Below are 20,623 nucleotides of genomic sequence, written 5' to 3' on the forward strand. Positions count from 1 at the left end.
TAATATTTCAAATCTATTTAATGTAAAAGAAATATTATGAGGCTAGTTAATAACTAAGTAAATTTATATACAACACTAAAGAGAAAAACAAACCTTATTTTAAAGGGGATACAGAAAATATGAGTAATTTACTAAAAAAGAAATCCGTTACACAATTGTTAGAGCATAATCAAAGCAAGACTTTAACGAAAACATTAGGAGCATTTGATTTAATTATGTTAGGGATAGGCTCGATAGTTGGAACAGGGGTTCTTGTGTTAACTGGATTAGTAGCAGCAAGAGATGCTGGTCCAGCAGTTATTTTTTCATTTGTACTTGCAGCAATTATATGTGGATTTATAGCATTATGTTACGCAGAAATTGCTTCCACACTCCCGGCATCTGGTAGTGTATATACGTACTCATATGCAACAATTGGTGAGTTTGTTGCTCATCTAGTAGGTTGGTCATTGCTGTTAATATATATTGTGGCAACAGCGGCTGTCGCTGCTGGATGGACAGGCTATTTCCACAATTTAATAAAGGGGTTTGGATTAGAGATACCTAAAGCTCTAGTAACGATTCCTTCGCATGGTGGTATTGTGAATCTACCAGCAGTAATCATTACATTGATATTAGCATGGATGTTATCCCGTGGTACGAGGGAAAGCAAACGAATCAATAATATAATGGTATTGATTAAAATTGGAATGATTTTGTTGTTTATTACGGTTGGTATATTCTATGTAAAACCAATGAACTGGATACCAATTGCACCATACGGTTTAAGTGGAGTTTTTACGGGTGGAGCAGCTATTTTATTCGCTTTTACGGGTTTTGATATATTAGCAACTTCAGCAGAAGAAGTAAAAGATCCGAAACGTAATCTTCCGATCGGTATTATTGCATCATTAATCATATGTACAATTATTTATGTTATGGTATGCCTTGTTATGACAGGAATGGTTTCCTATAAAGAATTAAATGTTCCTGAGGCGATGGCTTATGTAATGGAAGTTGTAGGACAAGGAAAAGTCGCTGGTGCAATTGCTGCAGGTGCTGTAATTGGCCTTATGGCTGTTATTTTTTCCAATATGTATGCGGCAACACGAGTATTCTTTGCAATGAGTCGTGATGGATTGTTACCGAAATCATTTGCGAAAGTTAATAAGAAAACTGGAGCACCCACTTTTATAACTGGATTGGCAGGAATAGGGAGCTCTTTAATAGCTGGGTTTATTGATTTGAAAGAATTAGTTAATTTAGTTAATATCGGTAGTTTGGTGACGTTTGCGTTAGTTTGTCTATCAGTTATTATCCTTCGTAAATCACACCCAAATTTAAAACGTGGATTTATGGTACCTTTTGTACCTGTATTACCATGCGTTGCAATTGTATGCTGTGTGTTTTTAATGCTAAATTTACCGTTAAGGACATGGGTGTACTTTAGTATTTGGATTACTATTGGGGTAGTAGTATATTTCCTTTATTCGATAAAACACAGTAATTTAAATGAGGAAACGATCTCGAAATTACATGATAAAATTGCGAGATAATAACGATCGAAAATTTTATTAATAATCATATTGATAGTTGAGTAACATAGAAACAGTTTTTTGACATTTAGCAAGAGATAAAATAAGAGATGCTAGGGCAGCTAAGTACTTTTTTAGAAACCTTGCTTGTTTTTTACGATTTAAAACTGCTAAGGAGAGAGAAGTATGAGTGAATTGCATTTTATGAGTATAGAAGAATTGGATAATAAATTGAAAAAATCTGACAGTGGTATTTATTTCATTAAAGACTATAATGACAATATTATTTATGTAGGCAAGGCTTTTAGTATAAAAAGTAGAGTATTAGCTCATTTTAATAGTTATTCCAATATTGAGGAATATGTACATTTATTTAATAAAGTAGCGTATCTCATTGAAGATAGTTTGTTAAAACGCTCATTGTTACAAGTTACTTACATGATTAAATATAAACCAGTATTAAACAAAGAAGTACAAAAAGAATTCCCAGAGTTGTATACTCAATACATTAAGCAGACAAATAAAAAATCTATGTTGTTAGAAATTGATGAAGCTAAAGAAAAAAGGGATGAGTTAAAGAATAAATTAGTAAAATTAGTGGGTGGAAAAACTATGTTTTATGACATAATTTCTCTGTTAAACAATGGATATAACTATCATGTCCTCGCAAAAGTATTGAGCATAGAACTTCAAACTTTAATTATAATAAAAGAACACCGAAATAAATTCCCGATACCACATAATTATAAGAGGACAATAAAACATCAAGATATAATGTATGCTTTATCTGGAAAAAAGAATTTAAGTACTTCAAGGTTAAACACTTAACTTTAAAATAGTAAATTCGTTGCTTTTGTAGCTTTTATTGTTATATTGAAATGCAATGTACATTTGTGTTTCAAATTTAATTGGTGGAATAAGGGGAGGGAAAGGGTTCCTATAAAAACACTGGAATAAATTAGGTTACTCATGCGTAAATAGCATAATTAGGCACATGTTATTTATAAATATTCAAAGATACGAAAGTAATACAAATGAAATTCTTATTTCTGCTACTACAAGTACTATTGAGCAAATGAAGTATGAAATTGCTTTTGAACTAAGAGTCACACTGGGACCTGATACATCACATCATCTGCAAATGGTTCGGATCGGTGGAGAGATTACAAAACGCTTAGTTTGAATGGCTGAAAAACAGTTAACAGGTCAATACAGATTACACTAAGAAAATAATCCGTATATATACGGATTATTTTTCCTTTAATTTACAAAAAAATAAATTTCGAAATTGAAAAAACCTCTCAGATTCCTTTGTAATAATCTTTTTTAGTTGTGTTAATGACATAGGTATCGAAAGGTGATAAATTCGATACGAACGATGTATAAGCCCTTAAAAGGGTTTTGATGTTATTTATAATTTTAATTCCATAATACTTAAGCCGATATAATAAAATGTTTTATGTCTAAATCGATATAAAGGAATAGTTTTTAAGTGATATTTCTTTTTTATAGAATAAGCAAAACCTGATATTGTAGTAATTATTGTTTTGAGGTCAATTTACTGTGCACCTTGGTTATTGAAGTTTTTTGTTGATTAACAACTATTGTATTTGGAAATTATTAATAAGTTTATCTCGCTATTTGCCGGGCAGTAAGACCCCACCTCAAAATTCAGCGGAAGCAAAGAAGTTAGGTGGGAGTCTTACTGCCCGTAAAAGCCCGATTGGTGTGGGCTAATAATCAGTGGGGGATGAACAAAACCCCCACTGATTAAAGTTTCACTTTATGTGATGTGGTAATAAAACTATCTAGTTTGCTATTCTTAGTATTTGTAAAGTCTATATATTTTTTCCTCTTTTGTGGAAAGTAAAACTAATGTTACGACCAGTAATATAGTGTCATTTTTTGAATATTCCATTCGTTTTTTATTTTTATTTTTAGTTGATGAAAAGACCTTTCTCTCAATTAAATGTTTAATTGAGTACTTGAATTTCCTCTACCTTGTATTTTTCAAAGCATAGTGCTTCAAAAATAGCCGTATCGCTTTCATCTGTTTCCAATTTCACAACTTCTTTATTATCTTTTTCTAAAATTTGGAGCAAAATAGTTTTTCAGTTTCACATTTAAATTAGCAGTATTTATTTTTTGAATTCAATTTGTATAAATGATTGAATTGGAACTTTGACTGTTATTTCTTGCGGTGGTACAGTATCTTCTGTTACTTTCGCTTTATTTTAAATCTTTTTCCAGCTTGGTCCTCGCATTGACTACCACTGTATTTTGTAGTACTTCACTGTTTTCTCAAGTTCAATAATTATATTTTGTAGAATTAAGAAAAGAACTTAGCTTATTTCCTTTACTTTACTTATCTACTCTGATATTTAGATGCTAACTACAATTAAATAATATATGATTTTTATAAAAAAGATATAGTAATATTTTGTTGTGAATTGTACTAATTTGATATTTTATAGTATTATTTGTCGTGAATTATATCTAACAAAATATATTTTATGGATCTATAAAGGAGAATGTAATGAATACTTCTATTGATATACAACACTTGTGTGATCTTGCACATAAAGCATTTAATGCCCCTGTACATATTTTATCTGCAGACAGAAAAATTTTATATCATTCTACATCTGATAATGTTTGTAGTCCTTTTTATTCTTCAAAAGAAGAACATCTTAGTGATATTTATCAAGAAAACGATCCCTTTAACTTGCCACTTTTCCGAAGTAACAACTATCTTGAAAATTTTGTTCTAATTCATATAGAAAATCATGATGATATTAAAGGGACTATTATAATCGGTCCTACTATACATCCAAAAGATTCAGATGATATGATCATAAAATTTCAGAAAGAATTTAAATCAAATGATAACATTCAAGAAAGACTTGCCTATTATCAGTGTTTATCTGAGATTAAAAAAACTACATTAATTGATATGGGAATTTTATTACATTACATGATTTTCAATGAAAAGTTAGATGTAGATATTGTCTTGGAAAAAAATAAAGTACTAGAGGAAATTCCTAATAAAAATGTGAAACCTGATTTATATATTTTAAAACGCCGACAAAACAAACCTAAAACGCACAATATGGCATTAGTAAATGATTTCTTTTCGACTATTAAAGAAGGCAATAAAAAAAAGTTAATACAGTATATGTATGCGGTTTCGCAAGAAGATGTTGAACTTATGCTAATAGAGGATCCGCTCAGGAATCAAAAAAATCTTGGAATTATTGCGATTACCTTAGCCACTCGATATGCAATAGAAGGAAACCTGCCACCAGATATTGCTTTTGCTCATAGTATTTTATATATACAAACCCTGGAACAATTAGATAATGTAGAATCTGTAAAGCGATTGTCAGGGGATGCTTTACGTACCTTTGCAGATCGTGTGAAAGAATACAATGCAAAAAAGTATTCTTACGCGGTTACTACATGTATAAAACATATTAATAAAAATGTTTACGATGGAATATCTCTGAATGAACTTGCTAATCATTTAGAAATTACGCCTACTTATCTGTCTAAACTATTTAAAAAAGAAATGGGAATTACTTTAAGCGAATATATTCAAAGGGAACGAGTGGAAGAAGCAAAGAAATTATTAACACTCACTACTTATTCGTTATCAGATATCTGTGCTTGGCTTAACTTTAATGACCAAAGTTATTTTATAAGAGTTTTCAAAAAAATCACTAGCATGACTCCTAGACAGTACCGTGAAAAATATACAATAATATAAGCTTGTTATCTGCTGCTTCCAATGTAAAGACTTAAACAAAGGTGTAAGTACCTCAAAAAAATGAAAATAATGAACTTATTACTCTAGAAAAAGAACCTTTATTCAAGTAGACGTATGAGATTAACCTGATATTATTTTGTTAGCGGAACAGTTTCAATTTTTAGGAGTTAGAAAAATATTGCAGAAACAAAGTTTATCTATTTTTTTAATAACAATCATGTGCTGAATTTATCGGTATAGTTCTGAATTAGATAAACTAGTCTGACGTCAGCTCAAACAAATAGCTCTTGAAGATTTGATAAAAACATATGTGAGCAAAAGCTCAATGGAAATGTTTGTACCATATTGCTAATTTGAAAAAATACACTAACCGTTATTTTGCTAAAGGAAATAAAAAGAAAGAAGGCTGCAAAGTGTTCCAAGGAAGCTTTGCAGCTTTTTTGTAATTTAAAACCTATGTTTATAACGATGATAAGTTTATAGACTAATATCTTCATACTATATGTTTATTAATAATGATATTAGGATGTTTTGTGAAAAAATCAACAATATATCATATATTACTAAATATATCTACATTTTATGCAATTATACATAACTAAATAAAGGTAAAAAAGTATAAAAAGACCTATTATATTATTCTATAAGTATTTTTTCTAAAACAAAATTTCTTGGTTGAGCTAAAATAGTTATTATTAACCGTATACATATTAATTTGTAATCATTACAATTACAGAAATGAAATTTACGGATAACTATATTTATATAATTTTTTTCGGATCATATTTTTATTTAACAGTAAATTATCGAGCGTAATCGACAAAATTTTTCTATTTACGCATTAAAAATTTAATGTTTTAATGAACAACATAACTGGTATGACCAGACAGAAAGGAGAAGGTTACGCTAATAGGAATTATAGTGAAGTTGTAAGTAACATTATGTCGAAAGTAATTTTCTAAATAGTAAATTTATTTATAAGAGGTCAAGAATCAAATTTGTAATAAACGTGTTCTAAGTTTCTGCATAACAAAAGTGAAGTTATTCCGCAATAAAAGTATAAGCGATGTACAGTATAATTTCACCTTTTGTTGTCTAGTAAGGAGTTTGCTGACAAAACTGAGAGATATATTAGAAAATTGAAATTAAACAATGTTATGACAAGATTAACTGTAAGTATTGGTTTATTGATTCTCGTGGTTCTGTAAGTTAAACCGCAATTCTAGGAAAGAATTAATAATTTACTATTCATAGGGTGCTTGATTCAAATATAGTTAATAAATTTTTGTTATTTACATTTGAGAAAATAGAGTATCGAAATGAGAGATAAGTAAAATCCTTACATCCTATTAGAAGTAAAAAATAACGATATTACCCTATCTGAAAGATTTCTCCTTCCTAACCAGTTTACAAAGAGAAAGGTCGTACAAGTTATATGAATTAAGTTATAAAAACAATGGTAAAGGAGTGTACGGAATGAAAACTAAAATAATTACAGGATTATTAGTCACATCCATTGTAACTGGAGGAAATATTCCTATCAATACTCTCGCAACACCAATCGTTCAAGCAGAAACTCAACAGGAAGGAATGGATATTTCCTCTTCATTACGAAAATTAGGTGCGCAATCTAAATTAATCCAAACGTATATTGATCAATCTTTAATGAGCCCTAATGTACAGCTAGAGGAAGTCACAGCTTTAAATACAAATCAATTCCTAATCAAACAAGATATGAAGGAATGGTCATCGGAACTCTATCCACAGTTAATTCTATTAAATTCAAAAAGTAAAGGATTTGTAACAAAATTTAATAGCTATTACCCGACATTAAAATCGTTTGTAGACAATAAAGAAGACAGAGAAGGGTTTTCGGATAGACTTGAAGTACTGCAAGAAATGGCTATGACGAATCAAGAAAATACGCAACGGCAAATCAATGAATTAACAGATCTTAAATTACAGCTAGATAAAAAATTAAAAGATTTTGATACCAATGTGGCAACTGCTCAAGGCATACTAAGTACAGATGGAACAGGAAAAATAGACCAGTTAAAAAATGAAATATTAAATACCAAAAAAGCAATTCAAAATGATTTACAGCAAATTGCATTAATACCAGGGGCTTTAAATGAACAGGGATTTGCTATATTCAAAGAAGTTTATAGTCTTTCAAAAGAAATTATTGAACCAGCTGCTCAAGCAGGGGTGGCAGCGTATAACAAAGGAAAAGAAATTAACAACTCTATTCTAGAAGCAGAGAAAAAAGCAGTGCAAGAAGCAACAGAGCAAGGTAAAACTGCTCTAGAGATTGAATCAGCAAAAAAAGCAGCTCGTGAAGCAATTGAGAAAAGCAAACAAGGTGAAATAGCAGCCGCAGCCGCAGCAAAAACACAAGAGTATGACCTGATGAAGGTCATTGATACCGAAAAGATTAAGAAAACATTTGGCGTTTTTGCTGAAGTAAATAAATTAACAGCAGAGCAGCGAGCATATTTAGATGATTTAGAGAAACAAAATCAAAAAATATATGATTTAACAACGAAATTATCAATAGCTGATTTACAAAAATCAATGCTTCTTCTTACACAAAATGATTTGCATACGTTTGCAAATCAAGTAGATGTAGAACTTGATCTACTAAAGCGCTATAAAGAAGATTTAAATCTAATAAAAAATAGCATTACAAAATTATCTACTAATGTTGATGCAACTAACGAGCAGTCTCAAAAAGATACATTAAGACAATTAAAAAATGTAATAAGTTACCTTGAAGAGCAAGTATATAAATTTTGATATTACGTTTTTGGAAATCTATAAAGAGTATAAGCATTTAGCGAAAGAAGGAGAATAGTCATGAAGAAATTTCCATTCAAAGTACTAACTTTAGCTACATTAGCAACTGTTATAACTGCTACTACCGGTAACACTATTCATGCATTTGCACAAGAAACGATTGCTCAAGAACAAAAAGTAGGCAATTATGCATTAGGCCCCGAAGGACTGAAGAAAGCATTAGCTGAAACAGGGTCTCATATTCTAGTAATGGATTTATACGCAAAAACAATGATTAAGCAACCAAATGTAAATTTATCTAATATCGATTTAGGCTCAGAGGGGGGAGAGTTGCTCAAAAATATTCACCTTAATCAAGAGCTGTCACGAATCAATGCGAATTACTGGTTAGATACAGCGAAGCCACAGATTCAAAAAACTGCTCGTAATATTGTAAATTACGATGAACAATTTCAAAATTATTACGACACATTAGTAGAAACTGTACAAAAGAAAGATAAGGCAGGTCTAAAAGAGGGTATAAATGATTTAATTACTACAATCAATACAAATTCAAAAGAAGTTACAGATGTGATTAAGATGCTACAAGACTTCAAAGGAAAACTATATCAAAATTCTACAGATTTTAAAAATAATGTTGGTGGTCCAGATGGGAAAGGTGGATTAACTGCAATATTAGCAGGTCAACAGGCAACGATTCCACAACTTCAAGCTGAAATTGAGCAACTTCGTTCTACTCAGAAAAAACATTTTGATGATGTATTAGCATGGTCAATTGGTGGTGGATTGGGAGCAGCTATTTTAGTTATTGCAGCTATTGGAGGAGCGGTAGTTATTGTTGTAACTGGCGGTACAGCAACACCGGCTGTTGTTGGTGGACTCTCGGCTCTTGGTGCAGCTGGTATCGGTCTAGGAACTGCGGCTGGTGTCACAGCATCTAAGCATATGGACTCCTATAATGAAATTTCTAACAAAATCGGAGAATTAAGTATGAAAGCAGATCGTGCTAATCAAGCAGTTCTTTCGCTTACTAACGCGAAAGAAACATTGGCATATTTATATCAGACTGTAGATCAAGCGATATTGTCTCTAACAAATATTCAAAAGCAATGGAATACAATGGGCGCAAATTATACAGATTTACTGGATAATATCGATTCTATGCAAGACCACAAATTCTCTTTAATACCAGATGATTTAAAAGCCGCTAAAGAAAGTTGGAATGATATTCATAAAGATGCAGAATTCATTTCAAAAGATATTGCTTTTAAACAGGAGTAGAACTGAAATTTAAAACCTAAATTGGAGGAAAATGAAATGATAAAAAAAATCCCTTATAAATTACTCGCTGTATCGACGCTATTAACTATTACAACTGCTAATGTAGTTTCACCAGTAACAACTTTTGCAAGTGAAATTGAACAAACGAACAATGGAGATACGGCTCTTTCTGCAAATGAAGCGAGAATGAAAGAGACTTTGCAAAAGGCTGGATTATTTGCAAAATCTATGAATGCCTATTCTTATATGTTAATTAAGAATCCTGATGTGAATTTTGAGGGAATTACCATTAATGGATATGTAGATTTACCTGGTAGAATCGTACAAGATCAAAAGAATGCAAGGGCACATGCTGTTACTTGGGATACGAAAGTAAAAAAACAGCTTTTAGATACATTGAATGGTATTGTTGAATACGATACAACATTTGACAATTATTATGAAACAATGGTAGAAGCGATTAATACAGGGGATGGAGAAACTTTAAAAGAAGGGATTACAGATTTGCGAGGTGAAATTCAACAAAATCAAAAGTATGCACAACAACTAATAGAAGAATTAACTAAATTAAGAGACTCTATTGGACATGATGTTAGAGCTTTTGGAAGTAATAAAGAGCTCTTGCAGTCAATTTTAAAAAATCAAGGTGCAGATGTTGATGCCGATCAAAAACGTCTAGAAGAAGTATTAGGATCAGTAAACTATTATAAACAATTAGAATCTGATGGGTTTAATGTAATGAAGGGTGCTATTTTGGGTCTACCAATAATTGGCGGTATTATAGTGGGAGTAGCAAGGGATAATTTAGGTAAGTTAGAGCCTTTATTAGCAGAATTACGTCAGACCGTGGATTATAAAGTAACCTTAAATCGTGTAGTTGGAGTTGCTTACAGTAATATTAATGAAATGCACAAGGCGCTTGATGATGCTATTAACGCTCTTACTTATATGTCCACGCAGTGGCATGATTTAGATTCTCAATATTCGGGCGTTCTAGGGCATATTGAGAATGCAGCTCAAAAAGCCGATCAAAATAAATTTAAATTCTTAAAACCTAATTTAAATGCAGCGAAAGACAGTTGGAAAACATTACGAACAGATGCTGTTACATTAAAAGAAGGAATAAAGGAATTAAAAGTGGAAACTGTTACTCCACAAAAATAGGGAAATATTAATTCTGCGTAAAGTGAACTAAAACATAGAAAGTCTATGATTACACTGTTAAACAGAAAAGTAATAATTAATAAATCCTTATATAACAGAAAGGCGGAGTCTCATTAAAGACTTCGCCTTTCAATTATATATAAGTATGATTCGAATAAAAAATAACCTTGTAGTTTAATTGCTTTTTTAAAATTTGCAACAGAATCGGTTAATTTGAAGCAGATTATATACATTTTCTTTAATACTTAATGATTTGAAGGTTGCTAAAGAAAGTTCAAACGATACTGATAAAAGATGTAGAACTCATTTTGAAAGACATCGCTTTTTAATAAGATTAGAACTTGAAACCATACCTTATATAGGAGGAATACGAAATGATGAAAAAAATCCCTAATAAACTACTCGCTGTATCAGCGTTTTTAACTATAACAACTACTTATGCAGTCATACCACTAGAAACTTTTGCGATTGAAATTGAACAAACGAACAATGAAAATATATCTCTTTCAGCAAATGAAGAACAGATGAAAAAAGCTTTGCAAGATGCTGGTTTATTTGCAAAAGCTATGAATGAATATTCTTATTTGCTAATTAATAATCCAGATGTGAGTTTTGAAGGAATAACTATTAATGGAAATGCAGATTTACCTAGTAAAATTGTACAAGATCAAAAGAATGCAAGAGCACATGCTGTTACATGGAATACACAAGTAAAAAAACAGCTTTTTGATACATTGACAGGCATTATAGAATACGATACAAAATTTGAAAATTATTATGAAACATTAGTAGAGGCGATTAATAATGGAAATGGAGATACTTTAAAAAAAGGGATTACAGATTTACAGGGAGGAATTCAACAAAATCAAAAGTCTGCAAAAGCATTAATAGAAGAATTAATTCAATTAAAAAATGCTATTGGAGAAGATGTTAGAACATTTGGAAGTCATAAAGAGACATTGCAATCGATTTTAAAAAACCAAGGTGCTGATGTGGAGGCTGACCAAAAGCGTCTAGAGGACCTTTTAGGACAAGTAAAATATCAGAAAGACATAGAATCTAAGGGGTTAGACATGGTGAAAATCCCCTTTATTCCAACCTTGATTGCTGGTGGCATAATGATAGGTGATGCAAGAGGTAAGTTAGGTTGGCTAGAACCTGAATTAGCAAAATTGCGTCAGACTGTAGATTATAAAATAACATTGAATCGTGTAGTTGGAGTTGCATTTCATAATATTAGTGATATGCATAGTATGCTTGATAGTGCTATCACTGCTCTTACTTATATGTCTACGCAATGGGAGGATTTAGATTCTCAATATTCGGGTGTACTGGGACATATTGATAAAGCTGATCAAAAAGCTGATCAAAATAAATATAAATTCTTAACCCCCAGCTTGAATGCAGCGAAAAACAGTTGGAAAACATTAAAAACAGATGTTGTCACTTTGCAAGAAGGGATAAAAATTGCAGAGAAAAAAGAACAGGATTTTTTGAATCAGCTTCGTCCATCAAACGTTTTCTACTTTTATAAAAAAATTCATAACGCATACACTTTTGAAATAAAGACTGGAACAAATGCGCCAAATGCGTCTTATAAAGTTATGAATTTAACTAAAAACACTGTTCATAATATGTGGAGTGGAGGGGCTAATACTAACATGTGGGCTGATTGGCTTTCATTCAATCCAAATGATGAATTTGCGGTAGTAGCAGTAGTGGATGGTAAAGAATATGTTGTGTATAAAGACAAAGTACAAAATATAATGAACTGAATCTGAAAGTAACGAAGTAATTGGAGCTGGAGAATAAACTAGACACCAAGTTAATTGAAAAATCTCCTTATATCCTAGAATATTTTGCTCAAGAAAAAGAATTTGTTCAGCGAAAAAGTAAATATTGAACCAAGGAGTTAGTTGTATTATGTGTATGGTTTTACCGAAAGGTTTCAAGTACATTACTCATACAATTATGTAGTTATCCTGAAGCATCTACAGGTGTTCTTATCGACCTTGAAGAACTACTTAGCTTCCTAAGTGGAGTGACTTTATGCAAAATTAAGTGAACGTTTTTGTACATAGATTAGTTGACATTTATATAGATTTTTTTCATTTTCAAAGATAGTTTTGTTTTTTATGTTATTTTTCAAAAATTACTGTTGAAGTTTCTATATTCATGACTCAGCATATAATCATTGTTTGATGAAATGACATACCACGTCCCTTAAAGTTTCATACGTATTACGATAACTTAAAGAAAAAAGATAATAGTAGTCAACGGTTACTATTATCTTTTTTGAACTATTTTTCATTAAAATATCTCATCTGCTGTGCTCCTTATTTACTTTTCCAGATTTTATCCTAGTTTAAAATTTATGCATTTGAACTGTTTATACAATTTGTAGGATTTTTAGCTTTTTTGTCGAATACACTTAATGCAAGGAGGGACATTACATGATTATTAAAGATTATTTCATCAACCTTTCTATTTTTTCTTTATTAGTTAGCGCAGCAATATTTATTCAAGTGTTTACAATTAATTCTAGTCGATATTTCGAAAAGCTCTATGGAGGGATTATTGCAGTTACGTTAATGTTCTTTTCTTTTCCATACATGGGATTTTCCTACGATCTTCGAGTTGTTCCTCTTATTCTATCTTTTATTTACTTTGGTCGTATTGCTGGTTGGATTACGTTAATTAGCATAATTGTAATGCGCATCTTTTACACTGGAGGGTATTGGGAACCTCCTGTGATTGCTTATTTAGGTATGGGGATTCTATTTTCTACTTTTAAAACTTATTTTAAAAAACTACATCCTTTTAAAAGTGCATCGTTATATTTTTCTGTTTTTATTGGAATAAAGTGGTTAGTTGGCGTATTATTTAATACTACATTACTTTACACAGGAGGCCTATTATATATAGCGTTAGGACTTTTAATTGGGCTATTTCTTATGGAAGCCTACCAGAGATTGTATTATTTAACACAGGACTTATCTAAAATGAATCGAGAATTAAAAAAATCGAAGCAAGAACTTGCAGATACCGTGCATGAGCTTCAAGGAGGAATTTTTAAATTTAAAAAAGTGGATAAGCACTTTATACACACTTTATGTGATGGACAGTTTTATTATCAAAACGGATTTTATTCTGAACAGGTGGTAGGAAAAAGCTTACGTACTATTGATGCTTCTATTGTTCCTCCACATTTAGTTCCACAATTGATGAAGTACTATCTTCAGGCATGGGAAGGAAAAGAAATTATATTTGAATTACCTTGGCCAAATGATAAAATTATTATTCTTATTGCGCTTAGGCCGATTAAACGAAATGGACAAGTTATTGAAGTTGTTGGTTCAACAGTTGATATAACCGAAAGGAAAAAGGTAGAATCAGAATTAAGCGCTACCAAAGAATTATTGGAATCATTTATAAAGCACAATCTAGATGCTATTACCATTTCTGATCGAGAAGGGCATATTTTACAAGCCAATAAAGCTTATGAAAAGATATTTGGGTGGTCATCACAAGAAATCATAGGTAAGAGATTACCTTGTGTACCAGATTTTTTAATGGAAGAATCGCTCGAAAATATTCAGAAAATTCTAACGGTAGAATCTGTGGTTACTAGATTAGAAACTGTTAGACAAAGGAGCGATGGGAGTCTTCTTGATGTTAGTCTGACAGTTTCTCCTATACTAGATGTAAGAGGAAATGTGATAGCTTTATCAGCAATATGTAGAGACATCTCTGAAAGAAAACAAGCAGAAAGAGAACGACATCGATTACACCGGCAATTAAGAGATAGTGAAATGAAGTACCGTGCACTAATCGAACAAGCAACTGATGCGGTATATGTAGTAGAGTTGAATGAAGAGAATGCTCCAAGTCGATTTATTGAGGTAAACCCTGTTGGGTGTAGAAGGTTTGGATATAGTAGAGAAGAGTTGCTCTCATTATCATTTTCAAATATAGTACCACAAGATTCTCAAATGATCGTAAGGTTATTAGAAAAAATTAAAAAGGGACAAACTTCCTTCACTTTGCAAGATGAATATGTTTTTCCAACAGGAAAAGTAATAACAACTGAGTTTAGTGTTCGTGTTTTTAACTTAAATGGTAAAAAAGTTTTCCTAAGTATTTCTCGTGATATCACTGAACGGCTAAAAACAGAAGAATTATTACGAAAATCTGAAAAACTTGCTGTTGTAGGACAATTAGCGACTGTAATGGCTCATGAGATTAATAATCCATTAACTGCAATGAAAGGGTTCATGCAATTACTAAAATCAACGGAAAGTGAGAATAATCAGGGTTATATTAATATAGTATCATCAGAGATTGAGCGTATAGAGAGCATTACAACTGAATTTATGGCGGTAGCCAAACCACAGGTAGTAAAAATGCAACCTAATGACATTAGTGTGCTAATGGATCAAGTTTTAATGCTACTACAACCTCAAGCAATGATGAATAATATAAAATTTAGAATCGATCTTAACCCTGGTATTCCATTGATTTCATGTGAAGGAAATCAATTAAAACAAGTATTTGTTAATATATTAAAAAATGCAATTGAATCTATGCCGATGGGAGGGGAAATTCTGATTCAATTAAATATACTTGATAATAATCAAGTAAGCATTCGTTTTATCGATCAAGGGTGTGGGATTCCAAAAGAACGTATACCATACCTCGGAGAACCTTTTTATAGTATTAAAGAAGAGGGGATTGGCTTAGGGTTAATGATCTGTTATAAAATCATTGAAACACATCAGGGAAAGATATTTATTGAGAGTGAAATGAATAAGGGGACTATAGTTGAAGTCACTCTCCCTATTTATACACTTCAAAATTAATATATTCTTTTACTGAAATTTTTTAAGAAACCATACAAAATGTAATGCTATTAAACAAAAACTGAATAGAACTTTCTATCGTTGTTGTTTACAAGAGGAAATGACAAACGCAATAAGACATGGGAAAGCGAGAAACGATACAAGTCTTGTTACAATATCATACAAATCATGTAATACTTCCAAAACAAGATTGTCTGTATATGTCGAAGAGTTATATCCCCGATACACTTAATCAATTAACTATAGAAATTGGTGGAATGAAACGAAAATGTAAGTATCATAGGAACCTATGGTTAAATCAAAAAATCTCTACTACGGCTCTTACTCAACTGTGTATTCAGTTTAGAAATCATAACAGGGATTTTATTAAGCATGGAGGGAATTAATCGACACTTTAACTTAGCTTCTGCAGCTGTCTACTGTTCAAAAAATAATTTCTGTATGTTATACCAAAAATAAAGAATGTACTTTTAGAATTTATAAAAAATATAATTAGGATTAAATTAAAACCTTCCAAAAAGCATGTTATAAAAACATCCTTTCTTTAGAACCAAAAGAAAGGATGTTTTTAATATCGTAACTATGTTTGAAAACATTTCTTATTTTTACTTTTAATACATTTTTTAACTAATTTTGGTTAAGTTATTTTCAAAGAGGTTATTGCTAATTCAATGGATATATCTATATATCACTATGCCTGATTTTTAAAATAGAAATTTCTTAAAAACTATATGTAACTTCTTTCTGAAAGGAAGGTATTATCAATTGAAACCGTATGAAAAAATACCTGATAACTCTATAAAATCTTTACAGGATTTAATGCAATTACTAAAAAAATCTAAAGATTTTATAACGTTGGAAATTGCTTCTAATAATTCCTCTATAGTCATTTCATATTTTAGAACATTAATCGATGTAAATATATTTCATGAAGAGGTTTTGACTTATATAAAAGAGAAGAGCTTCAATTCGTTACAAGATATTCACTCTGTCTTACCTTTTGAGAATTCAAAAATAACAAATCAAATGGAAGATATTCAGGATAGTATTTTAAATGGCTATATACTTATTCAGTACGATACAGATAAATTAAATTGTTTGTTAGTAAATGTGTCAAAGAAAGAAAAAAGGGATATTACAAAAGCTGAAATTGAATACAATATTGTGGGTCCGCAAATCGCATTTGTCGAAGATTTAGATGTAAATTTAAATTTAGTACGTAGAAAGCTTCCAACACCGTATTTACAAATGAAAGAATTGAAAGTAGGATCTCTCTCTAACACAACTGTTGCGATTGTATTTATTGAGGGAATTGTAAATGATCAAAATCTACAAGAAATTATAAAAAGGGTAAGTCAAATAAAAACAGACCATGTTTTGGATAGTACTTATTTGATGCAGTTAATTGCAGACAACCCGAATTCTATATTCCCTCAATTTTTGAATACAGAACGTCCGGACCGTGTGGCAGCTGTATTAGCAGAAGGGAAAATTGCACTTTTTGTAGATGGCTCACCTTATGCCATCACTCTTCCAACAACATTAATTGATTTTTTTTCTACGACAGAAGATTACACCATGCCTTGGATTATAGCCTCTTTTTTTCGTCTATTAAGGCTTTTTGCTTTTATATTTTCTGTCTTAACGACTCCATTATATGTCTCGATCTTAACATATCATTACGAGCTTATCCCAAAAGAACTTCTTGAAACGTTAATCATATCGAGAAGTAAAGTACCTTTTCCTCCATTAATTGAAGCACTTTTTTTAGAAATAACAATTGAATTACTGAGAGAAGCGGGGGCACGTTTACCAACTAAAGTGGGTTTAACTGTCGGTATAGTAGGTGGTATTGTGATTGGACAAGCATCGGTAGAAGCAAGTCTTACAAGTAACGTACTTATTATCATTGTTGCACTTTCAGCTCTTAGTTCATTTACAGCACCAATATATCGAATTGGTAATACAATTCGAGTAATTCGTTTTCCTTTTATAATATCTGCACACCTATTGGGCTTATTAGGAATTGTTTTAACAAGTTCTTTCCTTTTAGTACGCTTATTACGTACAGAATCATTAAGACGTCCTTATTTGTTCCCTTTTTATCCTACACGTCCTACAGATTGGAAAGACAGCATTATACGTATGCCAATCTCAGCGATGTTTCGACGTCCTATTTTTTCAAGGTCTAAACAGCGTTTTCGCTTTAATCCAGAAGAGGTAGAGAAAAATAAAATACTATCACGAAATGATTTTGATGATTGAATTTAACAGGGAGGAGCATTATGAAACAGATCCCAATTGAGTATCAAGTCTCGCCATATATGGTATTTTTTTTAATTATTACTATACAGTTGGGAGTTGGTATGCTTGGTTTTGAAAGGATTAGTGCAAAATTAGTTGGAAATGATGCGTGGATTAGCACGCTACTTTTTGGAATATCTGTTAATGTTATGATTTGGATCATATATCAGATTTTAAATCAGGGTAATGGAGACATCATTGCAATCAATCAAAACGTACTTGGAAAATGGATTGGTGGATTGCTCAACTTCATTTTTTTATCCTATATTGTATTGTTAGGTGCAACAACACTACATACTTATATCGAAGTAGTACATGTTTGGATGTTTCCTTCAATTTCATCTTGGGTTATAGCGGGGGCTTTTTTGGGTCTATGTTATTACATTGTTACTGGAGGATTTCGTGTAGTTGCCGGAATCGGCTTCTTTGGAATCGTTATCCCAAGCATTCTAATCTTCACATTTTTTTATCCTTTGCAGTATGCAGATTTCCGGAATTTATTTCCAATTGCACAGCATTCATTTCTAGAAATTATGAAAGGAATGAAAGGAAATATGTTTAGTTTTTTTGGATTTGAAATGTTATTGTTGTACTACCCATTTATTAAAAAGGCAAGAACGTCTCAAAAATATGCGCACTATGCAAATTTAGTAACGACTATTGTCTACACATACCTTATGATTTTAACTCTTGCGTTTTTTAGTGAAAAGCAACTTGCGAACGCGATATGGGCATATTTAAGCATGATTAAAATTATACAATTCCCCTTTATAGAGCGGTTTGAATACATTATTGTTTCTGTTTGGGCTTTTTTTATATTACCCAATGTTTCCTTTACATTATGGGGAGTAAGTCGTGGTATAAAAGAGGCACTGGGAATAAAGCAAAAATATGTTTTGCCAGTTATCATCATATTCATCTTTATTTTGTCATTTTTCTTGAATAACCGTAATAAAATTAACTTATTAAATACTTGGACAGGTCAAATTGGCTTTGTATATATATATGTATACCTACCTGTACTATGGCTAATTCAAACGGCCAAAATAAAGTTAAGGAGATAAACATGAAGCGCTGGATACTTTTCCTTATATTAGGTGTCTTCTTAATAGGTTGTGCTAAAACAAAAATTGTGGATGACATTGATTTAGTTCAAGTTGCGGCATATGATACTGAAGCAGAAGGTAAGCTAAAAGGAATCTTTGCGATTTCAGCTTATAAAGGAGGCGGGGAAGGTGAAACAAAAATCTATTCAGCATCAGGCCAGACTGGTAGAGAAGTTCTTGCAAGAGCATCCGAAAAATCTTCTGGACCTCTAGAGTTGGGGCAATTGCGTGTTATTATTTTTAATGAAAAAATAATTGAAAAGGGAATGCAGGAAATTTTAGAGACTTTGAACCGCAATCCTAGTGTAGGAAATGCAATTTATTTAGCAATTACAAATGTAAAAGGGGAATCACTATTAAAGGGGAACTATTCTAAAGAAAAAGAAATTGCTTCTTATCTATCCTCTTTACTGGAGCAAAATATGAACAATGGAACGCAACCAAAAACAAACTTTTTTATGTTTTTAAATCAACTTGATGATGATGCGAGAGATTCCTATTTACCGATGATATCTAAAAAAGGGAATGTGTTGGAGTTAAATGGAATAGCACTTTTTAAAAGATGTAAAATGGTTGATAAAGTGAACCCTAAAGATTTATTTGTATTTAAATTGTTGACAGATAATTTTAAACAAGGTACATACCAATTCAAACTACCTGGTTCTTCAAATACTTATGCCACGATAGAGAATATAAAAGCTAGAACAAAATATAAGATGGAGGGGAATAGTAAGCATCCATTCGTAAATGCTCATATTCAAGTTAAAGCTGAAATTCAAGAATTTACAAAAACAAAAAATCTAGATAATCCTAAAGAAATAAAAAAATTAGAAAAAATTATGGAAAAAGAAATAGAAAAAAAAGCAACTACATTGATAAAGAGATTTATTAAAAAAGACACAGATCCTATAGGACTTAGAAAGCTTGGTAGAACTCACGTAAGAAAATGGAACAGTCAAGAATGGGAAGAATCCTATAAACATTTACGTTTTCGTGTAACAGCTGATGTAAAAGTAACCCAATCTGGTGTTACAGAATAAATAAATCAAATAAGATATGGAAAATTTCAATAAAAAATATAGTCTCGCAGGAGATTAGGGAGAAGAGAAACTATTAACAAAGCATTTCATAAACATTAAGATGCTTTGTTAATAGTTTTTATACTTTTATAGCCATATCACTAATTTTCTTTATTTAAAATTCGATAATGTTTAGATAGAATATTTTGTTGTATTGTATAACCATTTAACACTTTTTTTAGCCAAGAAGACTCCTTCCTTAAAGACCGCGAACTGAGTAGGTGGAGATGAATTGGCTTTGGACAATAGATGGCAGGAAGCTATCTTAATTGTTCGACATACATAAACTGTTACTCCACTATCTTTCAAATATATGTTTATTGTATAAGAGACACATGCCGAAATGGAGCTGAAATGAATGATAATTAATAAAGCATATAAATTTCGTATCTATCCAAATAAAACACAAGCAACTCTAATTGTAATACTCTATGGGAACATTATTAAATTTGAACGATATTAACAGAACTTTGTTGATAATTAGTTAAAAAAGTATTGTACGATTAAATATGATATGTTACAGTTGTATTACGAAGTCGTTAATTAATGTTAAGTTTATTTCAATTACATTTCTTGTAATTTCCGTATTGTTACAAAAAACTATAGATGTTTTTATGTGTATAGGAGTGTGTGTAGTAAAGAGTCTGAGTTGATAATACGTGCACACTTTAAATTTCCTTTCTGTCTGAATGAAGAAGACTACCAACTAATTAAGGGGTTTAAAGTAACCACTTTAAATAAAATGTGCTTCCTT

The 20,623-nt window shown here is 31.2% G+C and carries 14 protein-coding genes and 2 pseudogenes; 14 read left to right on the plus strand and 2 right to left on the minus strand.

The window, feature by feature from the left end:
• Positions 1 to 119: 119 nt before the first annotated feature.
• From ACS2FK_RS26960 to ACS2FK_RS26970, 3 genes are all read left to right on the plus strand, one after another.
• Positions 120 to 1,535 carry an amino acid permease gene (locus ACS2FK_RS26960; protein ID WP_063547307.1) on the plus strand — a complete coding sequence of 472 codons (1,416 nt, stop codon included), beginning with the start codon at positions 120 to 122 and terminating at the stop codon, positions 1,533 to 1,535.
• Positions 1,536 to 1,700: 165 nt separating this feature from the next.
• Positions 1,701 to 2,342 (plus strand): hypothetical protein, encoded by a 642-nt coding sequence (locus ACS2FK_RS26965; protein WP_063547308.1) that lies wholly within the window; start codon positions 1,701 to 1,703, stop codon positions 2,340 to 2,342.
• A 166-nt stretch (positions 2,343 to 2,508) separates the two neighbouring features.
• The gene (locus ACS2FK_RS26970) at positions 2,509 to 2,697 is read left to right on the plus strand and encodes a small, acid-soluble spore protein, alpha/beta type (RefSeq protein ID WP_000897404.1); all 189 of its coding nucleotides are present in this window, start codon (positions 2,509 to 2,511) and stop codon (positions 2,695 to 2,697) included.
• A gap of 790 nt (positions 2,698 to 3,487) precedes the next feature.
• On the opposite strand, the gene ACS2FK_RS26975 is transcribed toward ACS2FK_RS26970, so the two are convergent.
• On the minus strand, positions 3,488 to 3,616 hold the full coding sequence (locus ACS2FK_RS26975) for a hypothetical protein (RefSeq protein ID WP_000939299.1): 129 nt from the start codon (positions 3,614 to 3,616) through the stop codon (positions 3,488 to 3,490).
• A 434-nt stretch (positions 3,617 to 4,050) separates the two neighbouring features.
• Between ACS2FK_RS26975 and ACS2FK_RS26980 the strand changes: the two genes are divergently transcribed.
• The 10 genes and pseudogenes from ACS2FK_RS26980 (at position 4,051) to ACS2FK_RS27025 (ending at position 19,830) form a co-directional block, all read left to right on the plus strand.
• Positions 4,051 to 5,280, plus strand: a complete 1,230-nt coding sequence (locus ACS2FK_RS26980) for a helix-turn-helix domain-containing protein (protein ID WP_063547309.1) — start codon at positions 4,051 to 4,053, stop codon at positions 5,278 to 5,280.
• Positions 5,281 to 6,756: 1,476 nt separating this feature from the next.
• Complete coding sequence (hblC, locus tag ACS2FK_RS26985; protein WP_063547310.1) at positions 6,757 to 8,076, plus strand: hemolytic enterotoxin HBL lytic component L2; 1,320 nt, start codon at positions 6,757 to 6,759, stop codon at positions 8,074 to 8,076.
• A 60-nt stretch (positions 8,077 to 8,136) separates the two neighbouring features.
• Positions 8,137 to 9,357 (plus strand): hemolytic enterotoxin HBL lytic component L1, encoded by a 1,221-nt coding sequence (gene hblD / locus ACS2FK_RS26990; RefSeq protein ID WP_063547311.1) that lies wholly within the window; start codon positions 8,137 to 8,139, stop codon positions 9,355 to 9,357.
• A gap of 36 nt (positions 9,358 to 9,393) precedes the next feature.
• Positions 9,394 to 10,521: a hemolysin BL binding component B gene (gene hblA / locus ACS2FK_RS26995; protein ID WP_000591972.1), complete on the plus strand. Its 1,128-nt coding sequence runs from the start codon at positions 9,394 to 9,396 to the stop codon at positions 10,519 to 10,521.
• A gap of 374 nt (positions 10,522 to 10,895) precedes the next feature.
• Positions 10,896 to 12,296 carry a hemolysin BL regulatory component HblB gene (hblB, locus tag ACS2FK_RS27000; RefSeq protein ID WP_063547312.1) on the plus strand — a complete coding sequence of 467 codons (1,401 nt, stop codon included), beginning with the start codon at positions 10,896 to 10,898 and terminating at the stop codon, positions 12,294 to 12,296.
• A 20-nt stretch (positions 12,297 to 12,316) separates the two neighbouring features.
• Positions 12,317 to 12,544: pseudogene (locus ACS2FK_RS27005) on the plus strand (hypothetical protein); the annotation flags it as partial.
• A 430-nt stretch (positions 12,545 to 12,974) separates the two neighbouring features.
• Entirely contained in the window at positions 12,975 to 15,380 is a 2,406-nt protein-coding gene (locus ACS2FK_RS27010) for a PAS domain S-box protein (protein ID WP_063547313.1), read from the plus strand.
• 765 nt (positions 15,381 to 16,145) lie between these two features.
• Positions 16,146 to 17,645, plus strand: a complete 1,500-nt coding sequence (locus tag ACS2FK_RS27015; protein WP_063547315.1) for a spore germination protein — start codon at positions 16,146 to 16,148, stop codon at positions 17,643 to 17,645.
• Positions 17,646 to 17,665: 20 nt separating this feature from the next.
• Positions 17,666 to 18,748 (plus strand): GerAB/ArcD/ProY family transporter, encoded by a 1,083-nt coding sequence (locus ACS2FK_RS27020; protein WP_000809695.1) that lies wholly within the window; start codon positions 17,666 to 17,668, stop codon positions 18,746 to 18,748.
• A gap of 2 nt (positions 18,749 to 18,750) precedes the next feature.
• Positions 18,751 to 19,830 carry a Ger(x)C family spore germination protein gene (locus ACS2FK_RS27025; RefSeq protein ID WP_063547316.1) on the plus strand — a complete coding sequence of 360 codons (1,080 nt, stop codon included), beginning with the start codon at positions 18,751 to 18,753 and terminating at the stop codon, positions 19,828 to 19,830.
• A 143-nt stretch (positions 19,831 to 19,973) separates the two neighbouring features.
• On the opposite strand, the pseudogene ACS2FK_RS27030 reads toward ACS2FK_RS27025, so the two are convergent.
• Positions 19,974 to 20,045: pseudogene (locus ACS2FK_RS27030) on the minus strand (transcriptional regulator); the annotation flags it as partial.
• 182 nt (positions 20,046 to 20,227) lie between these two features.
• Between ACS2FK_RS27030 and ACS2FK_RS27035 the strand changes: the two are divergent.
• A complete protein-coding gene (locus tag ACS2FK_RS27035; RefSeq protein WP_080469798.1) occupies positions 20,228 to 20,332 on the plus strand; it encodes a helix-turn-helix domain-containing protein in 105 nt (34 codons plus the stop codon).
• The last annotated feature ends 291 nt before the right edge of the window (positions 20,333 to 20,623 follow it).

It is taken from the genome of Bacillus cereus group sp. BceL220 (assembly GCF_051776965.1).
GTDB lineage: Bacteria > Bacillota > Bacilli > Bacillales > Bacillaceae_G > Bacillus_A > Bacillus_A cereus.